Annotated in this window: 13 protein-coding genes; 5 read left to right on the forward strand and 8 right to left on the reverse strand. The window is 70.4% G+C overall.

Annotation, left to right across the window (positions count from 1 at the left end; translation table 11 throughout):
- Positions 1-51: 51 nt before the first annotated feature.
- Positions 52-1,209 carry an acyl-CoA dehydrogenase family protein gene (locus tag ACH4S7_RS34610; protein ID WP_398525373.1) on the reverse strand — a complete coding sequence of 386 codons (1,158 nt, stop codon included), beginning with the start codon at positions 1,207-1,209 and terminating at the stop codon, positions 52-54.
- Between the two features lie 368 nt (positions 1,210-1,577).
- Here ACH4S7_RS34610 and ACH4S7_RS34615 point away from each other — a divergent pair, with 368 nt between their 5' ends.
- On the forward strand, positions 1,578-2,753 hold the full coding sequence (locus tag ACH4S7_RS34615; protein WP_398525374.1) for a thiolase family protein: 1,176 nt from the start codon (positions 1,578-1,580) through the stop codon (positions 2,751-2,753).
- Positions 2,754-3,189: 436 nt separating this feature from the next.
- On the forward strand, positions 3,190-4,392 hold the full coding sequence (locus tag ACH4S7_RS34620) for a TetR/AcrR family transcriptional regulator (RefSeq protein ID WP_398525375.1): 1,203 nt from the start codon (positions 3,190-3,192) through the stop codon (positions 4,390-4,392).
- Positions 4,393-4,560: 168 nt separating this feature from the next.
- Here ACH4S7_RS34620 and ACH4S7_RS34625 read toward each other — a convergent pair whose 3' ends face one another.
- A complete protein-coding gene (locus ACH4S7_RS34625; protein ID WP_398525376.1) occupies positions 4,561-5,070 on the reverse strand; it encodes a GNAT family N-acetyltransferase in 510 nt (169 codons plus the stop codon).
- 224 nt (positions 5,071-5,294) lie between these two features.
- Between ACH4S7_RS34625 and ACH4S7_RS34630 the strand changes: the two genes are divergently transcribed.
- Positions 5,295-5,603, forward strand: coding sequence for a hypothetical protein (locus ACH4S7_RS34630; RefSeq protein WP_398525377.1), 309 nt, complete (start codon positions 5,295-5,297; stop codon positions 5,601-5,603).
- Positions 5,604-5,612: 9 nt separating this feature from the next.
- Here ACH4S7_RS34630 and ACH4S7_RS34635 read toward each other — a convergent pair whose 3' ends face one another.
- On the reverse strand, positions 5,613-6,242 hold the full coding sequence (locus tag ACH4S7_RS34635) for a class I SAM-dependent methyltransferase (RefSeq protein ID WP_398525378.1): 630 nt from the start codon (positions 6,240-6,242) through the stop codon (positions 5,613-5,615).
- 191 nt (positions 6,243-6,433) lie between these two features.
- Between ACH4S7_RS34635 and ACH4S7_RS34640 the strand changes: the two genes are divergently transcribed.
- A complete protein-coding gene (locus ACH4S7_RS34640) occupies positions 6,434-8,812 on the forward strand; it encodes a penicillin acylase family protein (RefSeq protein WP_398525379.1) in 2,379 nt (792 codons plus the stop codon).
- Positions 8,813-9,035: 223 nt separating this feature from the next.
- Here ACH4S7_RS34640 and ACH4S7_RS34645 read toward each other — a convergent pair whose 3' ends face one another.
- The 5 genes from ACH4S7_RS34645 to ACH4S7_RS34665 form a co-directional block, all read right to left on the reverse strand.
- Complete coding sequence (locus ACH4S7_RS34645; protein ID WP_398525380.1) at positions 9,036-10,457, reverse strand: glycoside hydrolase family 26 protein; 1,422 nt, start codon at positions 10,455-10,457, stop codon at positions 9,036-9,038.
- 48 nt (positions 10,458-10,505) lie between these two features.
- Positions 10,506-11,780: an MFS transporter gene (locus tag ACH4S7_RS34650; protein ID WP_398525381.1), complete on the reverse strand. Its 1,275-nt coding sequence runs from the start codon at positions 11,778-11,780 to the stop codon at positions 10,506-10,508.
- Positions 11,781-12,244: 464 nt separating this feature from the next.
- Positions 12,245-13,285, reverse strand: coding sequence for an NAD(P)-dependent alcohol dehydrogenase (locus tag ACH4S7_RS34655; protein WP_398525382.1), 1,041 nt, complete (start codon positions 13,283-13,285; stop codon positions 12,245-12,247).
- Positions 13,286-13,460: 175 nt separating this feature from the next.
- Positions 13,461-14,411: an NAD-dependent epimerase/dehydratase family protein gene (locus ACH4S7_RS34660; protein ID WP_398525383.1), complete on the reverse strand. Its 951-nt coding sequence runs from the start codon at positions 14,409-14,411 to the stop codon at positions 13,461-13,463.
- 194 nt (positions 14,412-14,605) lie between these two features.
- A complete protein-coding gene (locus tag ACH4S7_RS34665) occupies positions 14,606-15,346 on the reverse strand; it encodes a DUF4386 domain-containing protein (protein ID WP_398525384.1) in 741 nt (246 codons plus the stop codon).
- 107 nt (positions 15,347-15,453) lie between these two features.
- Here ACH4S7_RS34665 and ACH4S7_RS34670 point away from each other — a divergent pair, with 107 nt between their 5' ends.
- Complete coding sequence (locus tag ACH4S7_RS34670; protein ID WP_398525385.1) at positions 15,454-16,158, forward strand: TetR/AcrR family transcriptional regulator; 705 nt, start codon at positions 15,454-15,456, stop codon at positions 16,156-16,158.
- The last annotated feature ends 17 nt before the right edge of the window (positions 16,159-16,175 follow it).

Genomic DNA, 16,175 nt, shown 5'->3' on the forward strand with positions numbered 1-16,175 from the left:
GGCCCCGGCCCGCCGCTCGCTCAAGGGGCGGCGGTGCCTCCGGCTACCGGTTCAGAGGCCGATGTCCTTGGCGATGATGGTCTTCATGACCTCGCTGGTCCCGCCGTAGATCCGGGAGACCCGGGTGTCCGCGTACAGCCGGGCGATCGGGTACTCCAGCATGTAGCCGTAACCGCCGTGCACCTGGAGGCATTTGTCGATCACCCGGCCCGCCGTCTCGGTGCAGTAGAGCTTCGCCATGGCGGCGTACTGGGGGGTGAGTTCGCCGCGCTGGTCGCGCTCCAGCGCCTCGTAGGCGAGGAGTCGGGCCGTCTCCACCTCGGTGGCACAGTCGGCGAGGACGAACTTGGTGTTCTGGAAGGAGGCGACCGGGGTGCCGAACACCTCGCGCTCCTTGGCGTAGTCGATGGCGAACCGCACGGCGGCGGAAGCGGTCGCGGCGGCCTGGATGGCGATGACCAGGCGTTCGCGCGGCAGGTTGGCGGTCAGACAGGAGAACGCCTCGCCCTTCTCACCGAGCAGGTTCTCCACCGGCACCCGGACGTCGGTGAAGGAGAGCTCGGCGGTGTCGGAGGCATGCATACCGATCTTGTGCAGACTGCGTCCGACGGCGTAGCCCTCGGACGCGGTGTCCACGACCAGGATCGACAGGCCCTTGCGGCGATTGCCGGCCGTCGGCGGGGAGGTGCGGCAGACCACCAGCACGAGATCGCACTGGGTGCCGCCGGTGATGAAGGTCTTGGCGCCGTTGAGGACGTAGTGGGTCCCGTCCCCGGAGAGCGCGGCCGAGGTCTGGATCCCGGCCAGGTCGGAGCCGGTGCCCGGCTCGGTCATGGCGATGGCGAGCATCAGGTCGCCGGAGACACAGCCCGGGACCCAGCGGCGCTTCTGGTCCTCGGTCGCGAAGTTCAGCAGATACGGCAGGATCACATTGGCATGGGTGAGTGCGGTGCCGATGGAGACCCCGGCGCGCGCGACCTCCTCGGCGACGACGGCGCCGAAGTGGTAGCCGTGCCCGCCCCCTCCGCCGTACTCCTCCGCCACCTCGATGCCGAGGACGCCGAGCGCGCCCAACTCGCGGTAGAAGCCGCGGGGTACGGCCTTGGCGTCCATCCACTCCTGCTGGTGCGGAACCGCCTCCTTGGCGAGGAAGTCCCGGATCACTCCCCGGAAAGCCTCGTGCTCCTGATCGAAAACCGTGCGGGGCATGATGGCCTCTCAATCACTCTCAGCAAGTTAGCGCGCTTTCACTTTCACGGTCAGGCTGCCGACCTGTCAAGGCCCCTCCGCCAGGCGCTACCAGCTCATTGAAGTTCTCCATGGGCGAAGAATCAGCGGAGCCGCACCCAGGCTCCCTAACCTCTCCCAACCTCTAGACACTTGGGTTAGCCTCAAATAACTTATCCCTGTTGGCGACGTGACCGGCGCGGGTGCCTCCACGTCACGAGGCCCCCGGATGGCGCTCATGCGTCCGGCATCGCCGTCCCGACCCGACCGCCCGCCCGCCCCTGTGAGTGGGGCGGATGCGCCGGCACCGCCAATCAGCCACACCACACCCCGCCACGAGGAGCAGCCCCATGCGAGACGCGGTTATCGTCGATGCCGTGCGGACCCCCGTCGGCAAGCGCGGCGGTTCCCTGTCCGGTGTACACCCGGTGGATCTCTCCGCCCATGTCCTCGGCGCGCTCGCCGAACGCAATGGACTGGATCCCTCGACCGTGGACGACGTGGTCTGGGGCTGTGTCTCCCAGGTCGGCGAGCAGTCCGGGGTGGTCGGTAGGTTCGCCGTACTCGCGGCCGGCTGGCCGGAGTCCGTGCCCGGCGTCTCGGTCTCCCGCGCCTGTGGCTCCTCTCAGCAGTCGGTGCACTTCGCCGCCGGTCTGGTCATCGCCGGGCAGTACGACATCGCCGTCGCGGGCGGGGGGGAGTCGATGAGCCGGGTGCCGATGGGATCGGCCCGCGACGCGGCCGGGTGCGGGAAGCCGTTCGGCCCGCTCGTGCGGGCCCGCTACCACCGCGACCGAGAGGGCGAGTTCGACCAGGGCGTCGGGGCCGAGCTGATCGCCGAACGGTACGGGCTCAGCCGCACCCAACTCGACCAGCACGCGCTGGACTCGCACGCCCGTGCCGCGCGCGCCATCGACGAGGGTCGGTTCACCGCCCAGATCGCCCCGGTCACGGTTACCCCCGAGGACGGCGCATCCCGTGTCTTCGACACCGACGAAGGGGTGCGGCGGGGATCGACCCTGGACCGTCTCGCCACGCTGAAGACTCCGTTCAAGGAGAACGGGCTGGTCAGCGCCGGGAACTCCTCGCAGATCTCGGACGGGGCCGCCGCACTGCTCATCACCACGAGCGATATCGCGCGGGCCCAGGGCTGGCAGCCGATCGCCCGGGTGCACACCGCGGTACTCGCGGGCTGCGACCCCGTCACCATGGCGCTCGGGCCCATCCCGGCGACCGCCAAGGCCCTCAAGCGGGCCGGGCTCTCCCTCGGCGACATCGGCGCGTTCGAGGTCAATGAGGCGTTCGCGCCCGTCACCCTGGCCTGGCTCGCGGAGACCGGGGCGGAGTACGCCCTCCTGAACCCGAACGGTGGCGCGATGGCCATCGGCCACCCGCTCGGCGGCTCCGGCGCGCGGCTGATGACCACCCTCGTCCACCACATGCGGGACAACGGTATCCGCTACGGCCTCCAGGCCATGTGCGAGGCGGGCGGCATGGCCAACGCCACCGTGCTGGAACTGCTCTAGGTCGTGTCTTCGAAGTCCCGCCTGTCCGCCGCGCCCTGGCGCGCACACTCCCGAGGCTCGGTGCCCCCGGCCCCCTGGGGACACCGCCCGCCGCCGGAGGCGTGGTGGGTACGGCGGGACGGGGGCCGCGCCGCCGATGGCGGCCGTCCACCCCCGTAAGAGCTCCCCGGCCCCGCGCACCGAGGGTTACGTATACTTCACTTATCGGTGTTGGACGACTCATTCCAGGCGACTCGGAACGACCTCCCACCCGAGCCGATATTCCCCTGGAAGCCTTTCCCGCCAGGGCCTCGAACGGCGACGGACGCGCGCCCACCCACAGAGGGAGACGGGTGCGGTACCTTCGTCCGCAGCGAACAACACCGGTGACCAATGGTTCGCCGCGGGGCCGGCCACCGGCCGGAGAGCGGCGGGCCCACGACGAGGGCGGACAGGGATGCACACGGAAGCTCCGGGGCGCACGACCACGAGGAGGCCCCCGGACCGCAAGGACCGCATCGTCACGGCCGCGTCCGACCTCTTCCGTGAGCGTGGGTATCACAATGTCTCGGTCGCGGATGTGGCCGAGGCGGTGGGCATCACCGCTCCCGCGCTCTACCGGCACTTCCGGGGCAAACCCGATCTGCTGCTCCAGGTCGTGACCAGAACGATGACCACGATCTCGGCCTCCGTGGACGAGGCGGCGGATCTGGCGACCTACCTCGAAACCACCGCGGCCCACAGCATGGGCCGCCGGGGCTCGGCGGTCCTGTGGCAGCGGGAGGCCCGCCACCTGTCCGGCGAACACCGCGAGCGGCTACGGGCCGACCTCGCCGTCATCTCCGAGCGACTGGGCGCGCTGATCCAGACCGAGCGGCCCGGCCTCGAACAGCCCGACCGGGAACTGCTGGCGTGGTCGGTGCTGTCGGTCTTCGCCTCGATCTCCTGGCACCGCACATCCCTGCCACGGCGTCGCTTCGAGCGGCTGCTGCACCGACTCGCGCGCTCGGCGGCCGAGTGCCCGCTCGGCGCCGGAGCGACCTCCTCCGTCGTCGAACCGCCCCCCGGCGGGGGGTACGAAGGGCTCGCGGTCTCCCGGCGCGAGGAGATCCTCATCGAGGCGATCCGGCTCTTCGACGAACGGGGCTTCCAGTCGGTGAGCACCGACGACATCGGCGAGGCCGCCGGAGCCTCCGGGCCCAGCATCTACAAGCACTTCCCCACCAAGACGGATCTGCTGGTGGCCGCCGTGGTCCGGGGCGGCGAACAGCGCAGGACCGGCACGGCCTCGGCACTCGCCGGAAACGGCACCCCGCGCGAGACCCTGGAGCGGCTGCTGCGCTCGTACATCGAATTCGCCCGCGGCCAGAGCCACCTGATCGCGCTGCTCATCGGCGAACTGGACCAACTGCCGGAGAACCAGCGCCGAGCGGCACGTCAGGCACAGCGGGACTATCTCGCCCTGTGGGTGCGGCTGCTCGATCAGGTCAGACCCGGTCTCGACCCGGCCGAGGCGAGGATCGTGGTGAGTGCGGTACTGAACGTCGTTGACAACGCCTCCCGCACGGGACGGCTGGGACGGCGACCGGACCTGGCGGACCGACTGGCCGAAATCGGCATGGCGCTGCTGCTCGCCGAAGACGGGGCCGGGCCCGCCTGAGCGCGCGGGCGGTGCGGGAGGGACCACGGGCGAAGGGCATTCCCGCCGGCCTTTCCGCTTGAAGCCCGGGGCTCAGTCGCGGTCCGGGTGCTACCGGTCACCAGATGACGGTGTCCCTCGGTATCGCAGTCCCTCGGTATCGCACTCGGAGTGGCGTCCTGCGGTGCCCTATCGCCCGGCATCGGACAGTGCCAGCACACGGGTGGTGCTGCCGTCGTCCTCGGTGATGTCCCGGACATGGTCGAAACCGATCCTGTCCAGCAGGGTCAGTGAGGCCGTGTTCGGCGCGGCCACGGTGGCGTAGACCGTGGTCAGCCCGAGGGAGCCGAAGCCGTAGGAGATGATCGCCTCGGCCAGCTCGGTGCCCAGACCGGCCCCCCAGGCGGTCGGCGCCAGGGCGTAGATGATCTCGTACCCTCCGACGACGTCGGTCCGCTTGATCTCGGCATGTCCGACCAGGAGACCGTCCCGGCGAACAGCCCAGACGTCGAACAGCTCCTGGGCGTAGACCTTGGTGAAGATCCGCCCGAACAGGGCCCGGTCCGCCGCTTCGGAGTCAGGGCCGTCACCCATCCACCGCGACACCCGGGTGTCCTGGAAAAGGGCGACGAAGCCGTCCTCGTCCTCGGGGACGTACGGTTCCAGCAGCAGTCGTTCGGTACGCAGAGTAGGTGTCACAGGCGGCGACGCTACCCACGGGAAACCTGACTCGGCAACCGATTTCAGCCGCACCGACCCAGGGCCCTGCCACCACCCGGATCACCGGCCGGGATCGCGTACCGCCCGTTCGCACATTGCGGGCCGGGGCCTAAGGACTGTCCCGCAATCCAGCCGGATATCAAGAAATGCCAGAGGATACGATGAGTTCACCCCCATATCCTCTGAAGGGATCACATCACCTCATGGCGAGCAAGCGCACCCTGCCCATCGTGCTCCTCCACGACGTGGACGCCGTTCGCGTGGACCTCCTCGGCGCGCTGGAATCGGCCGACGCGTCGTCGCTGCCCGGGCTCCGGGAGGCGCTGCGCATCGTCGAACGTCACACGGCGCTGACGGACGAGCAGCGGACGGAGGAATGGGTCCGGCGGACGCTGCGGGAGGCGGGCGTCGATCCGGTGCGCGACCATGTCCGTGCCGTCAAGACCCTTCGCGAAGCCGTGCCGGGGCTCGGTCTCATCGCCGCGAACGACCTTGTGAAGATGGTGGGGTAGCCGGGCCGCCTACGCACCGCCACCGCGGAAGGTGAGCAGATAGCGCCAGAACAGGAGCCTGCGAATGCTGCATCCGGGCAGCAGAACCGCGGCCTCCCGGCGGATCTGAGCCAGGGGCATGATCGGCTGTCGCACCGGGGCCTTCACCCGTTGTCGACCGGTCGCGGCAGGGTGAAGCCTGTCCTTCACGGCTACGGCCGGCCTGGCGACGGCGTTGACGGGCACGGCTGCCAGGCTCCAGGCCCAGTCGAGCCGGGTCTTCTCCGGATAGCACCCCAGGATCACGAGGACGCCCCCGGGGGCGAGTGCGTCGCGCAGTGCGGCGACGGTGTCGAACGGCATGTGATGAATGCTGGCCAGGCACGAGATGAAGTCGTAATGGGCCTTGGGCAGCTCGTGTTCGGTGGCGTCCGCGTGGTGGAAGCGCGGGCTCTGCTCACCGGCATTCCGCCCGGACAGCGCACGAGCCTCCGCAATGGCCTCCTTCGACGGGTCGATCGCATCGACCGCTATGCCCAGTCGGGCGAGCCGACGGGAGAACCGGCCGGTACCACAGCCGACGTCCAGGGCCGTACGGCAGTCCCGCGGCACCTGACGCAACAACAGACGGTGATAGTGATCATTGTGATCGAAGGGCATGGTCCGACCCTGCCACAGAAGACGCGGCGGGGCGGCGGTCCGAGCGGCCGAACGAGTCTCACGGCGTACGCTCCCGGGCTGACACGCCCCTCGGATATCAGCCCGGGGACGGACGACGCCCCGCCCGTTCACCCTGAAACGTGGCGGTCATGGATGAAACGACATCATTGACGAGACGTCATAAACCTTCCGTGACAGGCCGGTTGACGGCCGTCGTGGCCGCTCTCGGTCTCGCCTCGGTCACCGCGGCACTGCTGCCCGCACCCTCGTCCGCCGCGGCGCCCCCCGGCGGCGAGACGGTGACCGGGAGCGGGTACACAGCACGGATCAGCCGGACCGAATACGGCGTCCCCCACATCCTGGCCCGGGACTTCGACGGGCTCGGATACGGCTACGGTTACGCGTTCGCGCAGGACAACGCGTGCGAACTCGCCGACCAAGTGGTGACCCTACGGGGTGAACGGTCCCGGTTCCCCGGGCCCGGCGCGGCGCCCGGCGGTCGCGCCGACCTCGCGAGCGACACGTACTACCAAGGGCAGCGGCGCGCGGGCACCGTCCAGCGGCTGCTCGACCGGAAGGCGCCGCTGGGACCGACGGCGGAGCTGCGCCGGATGGTCGAGGGGTACGTCGCCGGACACAACCGCTATCTGCGGGACACGGGCGTCGACAAGCTCCCGGACCCGCGCTGCCAGGGCAAGCCCTGGGTGCGGCCGATCACCCCGCTCGATCTGTGGAGCGTCGTGTACAACGTCAACGGGGTCACCGGGGTGGTGCCGCTGGCGCCGGACATCGGCGAGGCGAAGCCTCCGGCAGCGGGCGCCGACGGCAAGGGCAGGACGGCCCCCCAGGCCCTCGGGGCGATCGCCGCGACGTCCGGCTCCCCGAACGGGCAGGGCACCGCCCCTACCGACATCGGCAGCAACGGCTGGGCGCTCGGCCGTGATGCCACCCGTACCGGCAACGCGATGGTCCTCGCCAACCCGCACCTCTCCTGGACCGAGGGCACCTTCCGCTTCTACCAGGTGCAGTTGACGATCCCCGGCGTCCTGGACGTCTCCGGCGCCAGTCTCTACGGCATCCCCGTGGTCCAGATCGGCCACAATCGGACCCTCGCCTGGACCCACACCGCGAGCGGCGCCCAGCACGCCACCGGCTACGCCCTGAAACTCGTGCCCGGTGACCCGACCAGCTATGTCTTCGACGGCAGGACCGAGCGGATGAAGCGTCAGACCGTGCCGGTCACCGTCCGGGACGGGAACGGCGGTCTCTCGACCGTCGACCGGACCCTGTACACCTCACGCTTCGGCCCGGTCCTGTCCTCCGGCTGGACCACCGAGACCGCCTACGCCATCCGCGATGCCAAAGCCGACAACCTGCGCTCCATGAACAACTGGCTCGCTATGGGCAAGGCCCGGGACCTCAGCGGGCTGCGCACCGCCCAGCACACCTATCAGGGCATCCCCTGGACCTACACCCTCGCGGCCGACACCAGCGGCAGCACGTACTTCACCGACTCCTCGGCCGTCCCGCACCTCACCGACGGACAGCTGAAGAGCTGCGCCCGCCCGGAGAGCATGGAGGGGCTCGCCGTCCTGGACGGTTCGACATCGGCCTGCGCCTGGGGCAGTGACTCCGACGCGCTCGTGCCGGGCATCCACGGCCCGTCGCACCAGCCGAGGCTGACCCGCAGCGACTACGTCGCCAACTCCAACAACGGGCTCCGGTACACCAACCCCGACGCCCCCCTCACCGGCTTCCCGGGCACATACGACAGCGATCCCGGCCTCAGTCAGCGAGCCCAGCTCGGTCTTCACATGATCGACCAGCGCGCGGACGGCACGGACGGGCTCGGCGCCCCGGGCTTCACCCTGGCCACCCTGCGCGCGTCCATGCTCGGCAATCGCGTCCGGTGGGCCGAGACAGGCCGGGACGACGTGGTCGGCATGTGCCGCACCCGTCCACGCGTGACGGCCACGGACGGCCAGGAGGTCGACGTACGGCAGGTCTGCGCGACCCTCGCCCACTGGGACACCCGCGCCGACGCCGACAGCCGGGGCGCCGCGTTCTGGGGCGCCTTCTTCGACCGCCTCCTCCGGAGCGGCCCGTCCGACACCTGGCACCGCGTCCCGTACGACCCGGCCCGCCCCCTCACCACACCGCGCGGAATCAAGGGCGATGACCTGCGCGTGCAACGCGCTCTGGCCGACACCGTCCAGGAATTCGCCGCCCGTGACCTCCCGGTCGACACCGAGCTCGGCAGCGTACAGAAGTGGGCCGGTGTACCGCTGCCCGGCTGCACCGGTCGCAGGGGCTGCTTCAACATCGTGGCGCCGGACCCCACCCCGCCCGCCAGGGTCTTCGGCACCAGCTTCCTGATGGCCGTGGAACTGACCCCCGACGGCCCTCGCACCCACACCCTCCTCACCTACGGCCAGTCGGCGAACCCGGCCTCACCCCACTACACGGACCAGACCCGCCTCTTCTCCCGAAAGCAGTGGGTCACCGGACGCTTCACGGAAGCGGAGATCGCCGACGACCCGGCCTTGCGGGTGACGACCTTGCGCGGGTGACACGGCACAGGGTGAAGCGGGCCGGTTCGAGTGCTGTGACCACCAGCACCCGAACCGGCCCGAACTCCCGACTCCCGACTACAGGTCGTGCGACGACGCCGTCCACCATCGAAGATGTCGGGGGCGGATGCGTGTGGATCAGGTCCGTACTGTCGAACATCGGTTCCCCTTAGACCTGCCTCGCCAGCGGGACGGGGTGCGGGCCTGACACCGCTGTGCCGAGTCAGTGAGCGTGGATCGAACCCCAGTTGAAGTTCTGGCCATATCCCGTGCCGGATCCCCCGGTCCAGACCTGACTGGTGGCGTAGTAGGTAGCCTTCACATCCGCATTCGAGTTACTCGCGGTGAGTCTGTCTCCCCAGACACTCCAGATCACCCATGGGCTGGCGGTGAGCGCGTTGGTGGCGGGGGCGGCGCCTGCGGGGGCGGTGATCGGGACATAGCCGGTCTCGGCGAGCATCCGGGGCTTGGCGTAATCGACCAGTCCGGTGTAGTAGATGTTCGTGAAGTTCTGGTTCTCCGGCGTACCGACACCGGAGCCGTACTTCGCGTTGTAGTCATCGACGGCGACGATGTCCACGCGACCGGCGCCCGGATAGTAGTCCCAGGGCACATTGGTGCCGTTGGGGGTCCAGGCGTTGGGAGACCACACGAAGATCAGGTTGTGGAGACCCTTGGTCTTGACGAGGTAGTCGTAGGTGATCGACCACAACTTCTTGTAGCTGGTCGGCGTCTTGCCTCCCCACCAGAACCAGGGGCCGTTCATCTCGTGGTACGGGCGCAGTAGGACAGGGATGTCATAGGCGGCGAAGTAGGAGAGGTTGGCCGCGAGTATCTCCAGGTCGGCCAGGAGCGCCCGGTACTGAGGGGTGTCGGCCGCCCAGTCGACGACCCGGTCGAACCACGCCTGATCGGTGTTGATCGTGGCGGGAGGGTAGTACTCGATGCCGCCGGGTCGCTGGTCCGTGACCTGAGTGAGGACCTGGCTGAAATCCTTGAGTGACGAACCGGGATAGGGCTGGTGGAAACTGACACCGACCATTCCCGCCGCGGCCCCGCCATTGGCCACTGCGGAGAGCCTGCCGTCGGCACCGACCATGGTGCCGCTGTGGTTGTAGGTGCCGTCCTCGGCGCGTGGCAGGCCCTTCCAGATGCCGAAGGCGAGGTCAATGGCGTCATCGACGTACCGCCACTGCCGCTGTCCGGACGGGAGACCCAGGTCCTGGTTGTAGGAGCGCGGGGTGGCGATGCCCCAGCCGTTGCCACTGCCGTACCCGGGCCCCAGGTCGATCTCGACGAAGCCCGGCAGTCTGCCGGTGATGGCCCTCGCCTTGTTGTAGTAGTAACCGACGTGGGTAGCACCGCCCGTGTCCCCGTACCGCGGGTTGTAGAGCTCGTTCTGGGCTTCGATGTGCTGCCCGATGATCGTCATCGGTGTGTTGCCGGCACGCGCGGCATTCTCCGAGGCGACCAGGTGCGCGTAGACCGCCTGTGCGTTCCGCGACGCCTGGGGATCACGGGCGGTGAGTTTCGGGGCGATCGGGGGCGCGGCAGCCGCGTTCACACTCGCACTCGCACTCGCCGAGGGCACCATCGCCGCCAGCGGGGCGGTGCCGGAGGCGGCAAGGAATGTTCGTCTGCGCATGACGTTCAGGTCTCCTCATGAAGGGCGGTCCGACGATGCTATCCAGCCTCAGCAAGGCGGCTGAGATGACATCGCGAGCGGCTCGGACGCCGCCCCTGCCGGGGTGGACACCGCGATCCGAACCTTCGGTCCCCTGCCGAGGCAGGCCAGGGCCGTCAGGAGGGTGACGCCGCCCGCGAGCGCGAAGCACACCCCCAGCGGAAGGCGGGCCACCAGCAGGCCGGCCGCCGCCGTGCCGGCCGAAACCCCCGCGTTCACCGCCGTGTTGACCCAGGCACCTGCCTGGATGCGGCGCCCCGGCGGTGCCGTCTCGTCCGCCAGCAGATAGGCCGTGGTGAGGGCCGGCGCCACGAAGAAGCCGGCACACGCCACCGCCACGGTCAACGTCCCGAGGCCCGGCGCGAGTCCGGCGGCGGCCAGTGCGAGACCCAGGCAGACGGCCAGCAACGGCAACCGCACCCGGGCACTGGTGCGCCAGGTGACCGCACCGTTCAGAAGGCCGCCGGCCGCGCTGCCCGCCGAGAGGGCCGCGAGGACCCAGGCGACCACCTCGTCCCCGTGGCGCTGTTGGGCGGCGAAGGCGAGGACGAGGAGATCCATGGCCCCCAGCGCCAGCCCGACCACGGCCGCCACCACGGGCGACACCAGGCCCAGTCCACCCCGTCCCCGCGCCCGGGAACTGCCCGCCGCCGGATCGACAACGGCGGGCCGCAGCTCCCGCACGGCGGGCGACAGGACGAAGGCACAGGTCCCCACGGCCACGAGAAGCGCGCTCACCACGATGCCGGCGGCCGGGTGCGCGATCTGCACCAGCGCGCCGACCAGCAGCGGACCGGAGACGAAGAGGATCTCCTCCGCGACCCCGTCCAGGCTGAACGCCCGCTGGAGCAGGGCTGGTTCGTCGGTGAGTTCACGCCAGACGGCACGCATCGAGGGGCCCAGCGGCGGTGTCACGGCACCCGCGGCGGCGGCCAGCACACAGAGCAGGACGGCGGAGGCGCCGGGCCGCCAGGAGGCTGCGGCGAGGGCGCCGAGGAGGCCCGCGTAGAGCAGGGCCATCGGGAGCAGAGCGGGGCGTGGACCGTGGCGGTCGACGAGGGCCGCCCGGAGCGGGGAGAGGAAGACGCTGGTGGCACCGAACAGCGCCATGACGGTGCCGGCCACGGCGTACGACCCGGTGGAGCGGGTCACCGCCAGCATCACGGACAGGGCGACGATCCCGTACGAGAACCGCCCCAGTAGGGCGGCACCGAAAGTGCGTCGGGCATGGGGGAGGCGCAGGACGGCGGCATACGAAGGCCGCCCGACAACGGGCTGAGACATGGGAAGTCCTCGATCGAGGCGGAAGAAGGGACGCCGAAGTGCCGCGAGCGCGGTGCGCGGTCGCGGGGCTCGGGCATGCCTACGCCAGGAGGAGGGACATGCGGGTCAAGATAGCAGCGACGGGACACGGCGAACAGTCCCGAGAGTTCGTGCGCCTACTGCGGCGCGGTGCGCGGAGTGCGCAGGACGGTCGCTCAACGGCCCGGTGCGAACGTCCGCTCGCGTGGCGTCCACCGGGGCGCGGTGTCGCGGTGTCGCGGTGTCGCGGTGTCGCGGCCTACGGTGCGGGCTCGTACGTCATCATGCGTGCCGCCACAGCCGCCCGCGCGGAAGAAGGGCCGGTCCTGCTCGGGGCCCGAGCAGCAGGCCCGCGGAACCGTGCACTGCTCCCGGGCCGTCGCCTCTTCTCCCGCGCGGGCGGGCTCGCGATCCTGTGGGGGGGGTGGTTGCTCGTACGGTGCGGGTCAGCCGTTGGGGAGGATGACGGCGCGGCCGGAGATCCGTCCCTGGTGGAGTCGTTCGTAGGCACGGGGGGCGTCGTCGATGCCGTAGGTCTCCGTGTGCACGGAGAGCGCGCCCGCGCGGGCGAGGGCGATGACTTCGGCGAGTTCGGTGCGGCTGCCCCAGTAGGGCGTACTGACCGTGGTGCCGTACGGGACACGGCCGAAGCCGACGGGGATGGCGCCGCCGCCGATACCGACGATCTGGATGTCCGCGTCGAGTGCGGCCATGGCGACGGCGGACTGCCCGGTGACGTCCGCGCCGACGAAGTCGAAGACGGCCTCGGCACCGAGGCCGCCGGTCAGCTCGCGTACACCCGCCGCGGCGTGCGCGTCCGACAGGAGCGCCTCGTGGGCGCCGACGCTGCGGGCGAACTCCAGCTTGTCGGCAGAGACGTCGAGCGCGATGACACGGGCCGGGGTGAGGGCGCGCAGCAGTTGGATGGCGAGGTGACCGAGGCCGCCGGTGCCGATGACGACGGCGGTGGAGCCGGGCACCAGTTTGGGCAGGGCGCGCCGCACGGAGTGGTACGGGGTCAGGCCCGCATCGGTCAGCGGTACGGCAGTGACCGGGTCGAGGTCACCGATCGGGACCAGGTGGCGCGGATCGTTGACGATCATGTAATCGGCCATGGCTCCCGGTGCACCGAGACCGGGCGGGTGGATACCGAGCCGGCGGGCGTGCGGGCAGTAGTTCTCACGCCCCGACGAGCAGACGGGACAGAGTCCGCACCCCTGTGGGCCGTAGACCACGACGGCATCGCCGACGGTGAGGGAGGAGACCCCCTCCCCCAGGGCGGCGACGGTGCCGGCGCCTTCGTGGCCGAGGGTGAGCGGAAGCGGGAAGGGCAGTCGCTCCGCGGGCAGCGACATCACCATGATGTCGGAGTGGCACACCCCCGCCGCGGTCACCTTCAGCAACACCTGGCCAGGGCCCGGCTCGGGTACTTCGATGTCCACGACTTCCGGCGCAGCGCCGATAGTGCGGTACTGCACTGCCTTCATCGCTCTTCTCCCATGACGATTGTTGGATTGTGCAGTATTGATGCTACTCCGCCCAGAAATCACCCAATGGGGGGGTTCACGGCTGTTCGACTACGGCGTGAATCGCGCGCGGGGTGCGTCACGAGCGGGCTCGGCGGGGGGTGCGGGCGCCGGTCGGGCGGACGCGCCCGACCGGTCAGCCGGCCGTCGCCGTGTGGGCGCGGTGCCAGGCGACGGTCGCGGCCACGGCCTCGTCGGGAGCGGCGGTCTCCACGGGGCCGAAGGTGCGGCGGTACAGCCCATCGTCGACGGTCCAGGGACGGCTGAACTGGTACCAGATGTCGACCAGTTCACGGGCGGCCGGGTCAGACAGGCCCGCGAGGCGCAGGAGCGGTTTCGTGACTCCGCGCATACGGGCGCGGCGGCCGGCCGCCGCGGCGACCTGCTCGATGAAGTGACGCGGGGTGGGAGCCGGTGCAGCGGGAAGGATGAAGGTCCGCCCGTCGGCGTCGTCCCGCTCGCCGAGCGTGACCAGCGCGGCGGCGATGTCGGGCAGATAGTGCAGGGCGTGGGGGACGTCGAGCCGTCCGGGCCAGTTGACCGTTCTGCCGCGCAGCACGGCAGGCAGCACCACGGCGCCGATGACGCTGTTCGTACCGCCGGGACCGTAGTAGTCGCTGGCCTGACCGATGGTCACGTTCAGACGGCCGGTTCCGTGGGCCTCAAGGAGCCGGTCCGCCATCGCCTTGCGTACGGAGCCCTTCCGGCTCGTCGGCCGCCGGGGTGTCCGTTCGGACACCGGACCGTCGACCGGTTCGTACAGGTAGAGGTTGTCGGCGAAGACGAGTTTCGCGCCGGCGGCTGCGGCGCCGTCGATGACGGCCTCGGTGAGCGGGGGGAATTCCCGTGGCCAGCGGTGGTAGGGCGGCTGGACGCAGTGGTACACGACGGTCGCGTCAGCACAGGCCGCGCGGGCACCTTCGGCCGTGGCGAGATCGGCGGCGAGGGTGGGGACGCCGCTCGGCAGGCCGGAGGCCGGGCGGCGCTGGACGGCGCGGGCGCGGTGGCCGCGGCGGGCCAACTCTTGGACGACGGACGACCCGATGCCGCCACTGGCGCCGAGGACAACGTGCAGGGGGGTGGACATGGTGCCTCATCTCCTGGTGGTACGTACGAGCTGCTCACTCGAAGGATCGGTCGGACCTGGAGTTCTGGGCAGCAGGGGCGGCCCCGGGCATCCGTGTCGCTCCCGACTGGCCGCGTCCCGCACCTTCCGCAGCGCCCGCACCGGACCGGATCCGACCGCTACAGACGGTGCTGCACTCGGCCGAGCCGGCGGAGTCAGCGGGGTCGACGGGGTCGACGGACGAGGGTGGCGGCAGCGGCCAGGAACCACAGATGCAGGAGGGCGGTGCCGATCGAGGTGGCGGCGCCGGCGTCGGCGCCGGCCATCTCCACCAGCGGCAGCGCGAGGCCGGCCGCGACGGGGAAGCCGGCGATCAGCAGCCAGCGGGGAGCGGCGCCCGTGCGCAGGGCCGCCACCACGGTGCACACCAGCCAGCCCACGGCGAACAGGGAGACGCCGAGCACTTCACCGATCCCGCCACCGAAGTCATTGAGCACCTGGTACTGCACGGCCACCGCCTCACGGACGGACGCGTCGGACGCGTCGCCGTAGGCCGCTGCCAGACCGGGCATCGAGAGCAGCCAGCGGGATATCCCGATCGCGCGGGCGAGGGTCGAGACGACGGCGAACCCGACGGCCACCCGGCTGAGCAAAGTGTCCGTACCGCCGGTCAGAACCCGGGTGGTCCACACCGCGACGGGCAGGAACAGAACGGAGTAGGCCAGATAGACGGCGTATCCGGCGCGGACGGCACCTTCCTCCTCAAGCAACCGGGGCAGTGCGATGGCGGCCGGGTCGTCGAGGCTGGCGGGCCAGCCGATCGCGGATCCGAGCACGAGCAGGGGGATGAAGATCAGTAGCCCCTCGACGGCCAGCAGGGCGGCGGCGGTACGCCGTGGGCCGAAGGCGCCGGGCCGCGCGTCGACGGGATGTTCCGGCGGATGGGTGACGGACATGGCTACACACTCCTTGCGTATGTCGTTCGCAAAGCGACTGGTGTTCGCAAAAGTAGAGTACGACGTTCGCGATGTAAACACCGTTCACTATTTGATAGAGTGCTCGCATGTCCGCACCCACCCGCCGTGACCGGCTCCGCGCCGAGACACTGGACGAGATCAAGACCGTTTCCCTGCGCCAGTTGCGCGAGGTCGGGGCGGCCCAGCTCTCGCTACGGGCGGTCGCGACCGCGCTGGGCATGAGCCCGGCCGGGCTGTACCGCTACTTCGACAGCCGCGACGCGCTGCTGACCGCACTGATCACCGACGCCTTCGACCGGCTCGCCGACACGGTCGAACGGGCCCGGGACGCCGACCCCGCCGCCGATGTGGCCGACCGACTGTTCGCCGCCCTGGCGGCCTACCGCCGATGGGCCGTCGAACACCCGCAGGAGTTCGGCCTGGTCTATGGAACCCCCGTGCCCGGTTACGCCGCCCCGCCGGACGGACCGACCAGTGTGGCGACCCGTCGCGTCGGCGGAATGTTCACGCCGCTGTTTGTCGATGCCTGGCAACAGGGCCGACTGCGTCCGGCCAGTGAAGTCGCGCCCGATCCGGCACTGGCCCGTTACGCCGCCGAAATCCACCCCGATCTGCCGCCCGCCGCAGCGGCGGCCGTCTTCGGAGCCTGGAGCCGTCTGCACGGGCTCGTCATCTTCGAGGCGTTCGGCCATCTCCGCTGGCTCGGGCATGACACCGCCCCCCTGGCCGAGCAGCAACTCCGGCTGCTGCTGGCGGAGATCGGGCTGCGCCCGGGATCCGGCGCACGGTAGAGCGACAAGGCCAGGTG

The sequence above is a fragment of the Streptomyces sp. NPDC020965 genome (assembly GCF_044333555.1).
Taxonomy (GTDB): Bacteria; Actinomycetota; Actinomycetes; order Streptomycetales; family Streptomycetaceae; genus Streptomyces.

Coding starts and splice junctions, on each gene's coding strand:
- ACH4S7_RS34610 (WP_398525373.1), bottom strand. CDS start 1,209: ATGCCCCGCACGGTTTTCGATCAGGAGCACGAGGCTTTCCGGGGAGTG.
- ACH4S7_RS34615 (WP_398525374.1), top strand. CDS start 1,578: ATGCGAGACGCGGTTATCGTCGATGCCGTGCGGACCCCCGTCGGCAAG.
- ACH4S7_RS34620 (WP_398525375.1), top strand. CDS start 3,190: ATGCACACGGAAGCTCCGGGGCGCACGACCACGAGGAGGCCCCCGGAC.
- ACH4S7_RS34630 (WP_398525377.1), top strand. CDS start 5,295: ATGGCGAGCAAGCGCACCCTGCCCATCGTGCTCCTCCACGACGTGGAC.
- ACH4S7_RS34635 (WP_398525378.1), bottom strand. CDS start 6,242: ATGCCCTTCGATCACAATGATCACTATCACCGTCTGTTGTTGCGTCAG.
- ACH4S7_RS34645 (WP_398525380.1), bottom strand. CDS start 10,457: ATGCGCAGACGAACATTCCTTGCCGCCTCCGGCACCGCCCCGCTGGCG.
- ACH4S7_RS34650 (WP_398525381.1), bottom strand. CDS start 11,780: ATGTCTCAGCCCGTTGTCGGGCGGCCTTCGTATGCCGCCGTCCTGCGC.
- ACH4S7_RS34655 (WP_398525382.1), bottom strand. CDS start 13,285: ATGAAGGCAGTGCAGTACCGCACTATCGGCGCTGCGCCGGAAGTCGTG.
- ACH4S7_RS34660 (WP_398525383.1), bottom strand. CDS start 14,411: ATGTCCACCCCCCTGCACGTTGTCCTCGGCGCCAGTGGCGGCATCGGG.
- ACH4S7_RS34665 (WP_398525384.1), bottom strand. CDS start 15,346: ATGTCCGTCACCCATCCGCCGGAACATCCCGTCGACGCGCGGCCCGGC.
- ACH4S7_RS34670 (WP_398525385.1), top strand. CDS start 15,454: ATGTCCGCACCCACCCGCCGTGACCGGCTCCGCGCCGAGACACTGGAC.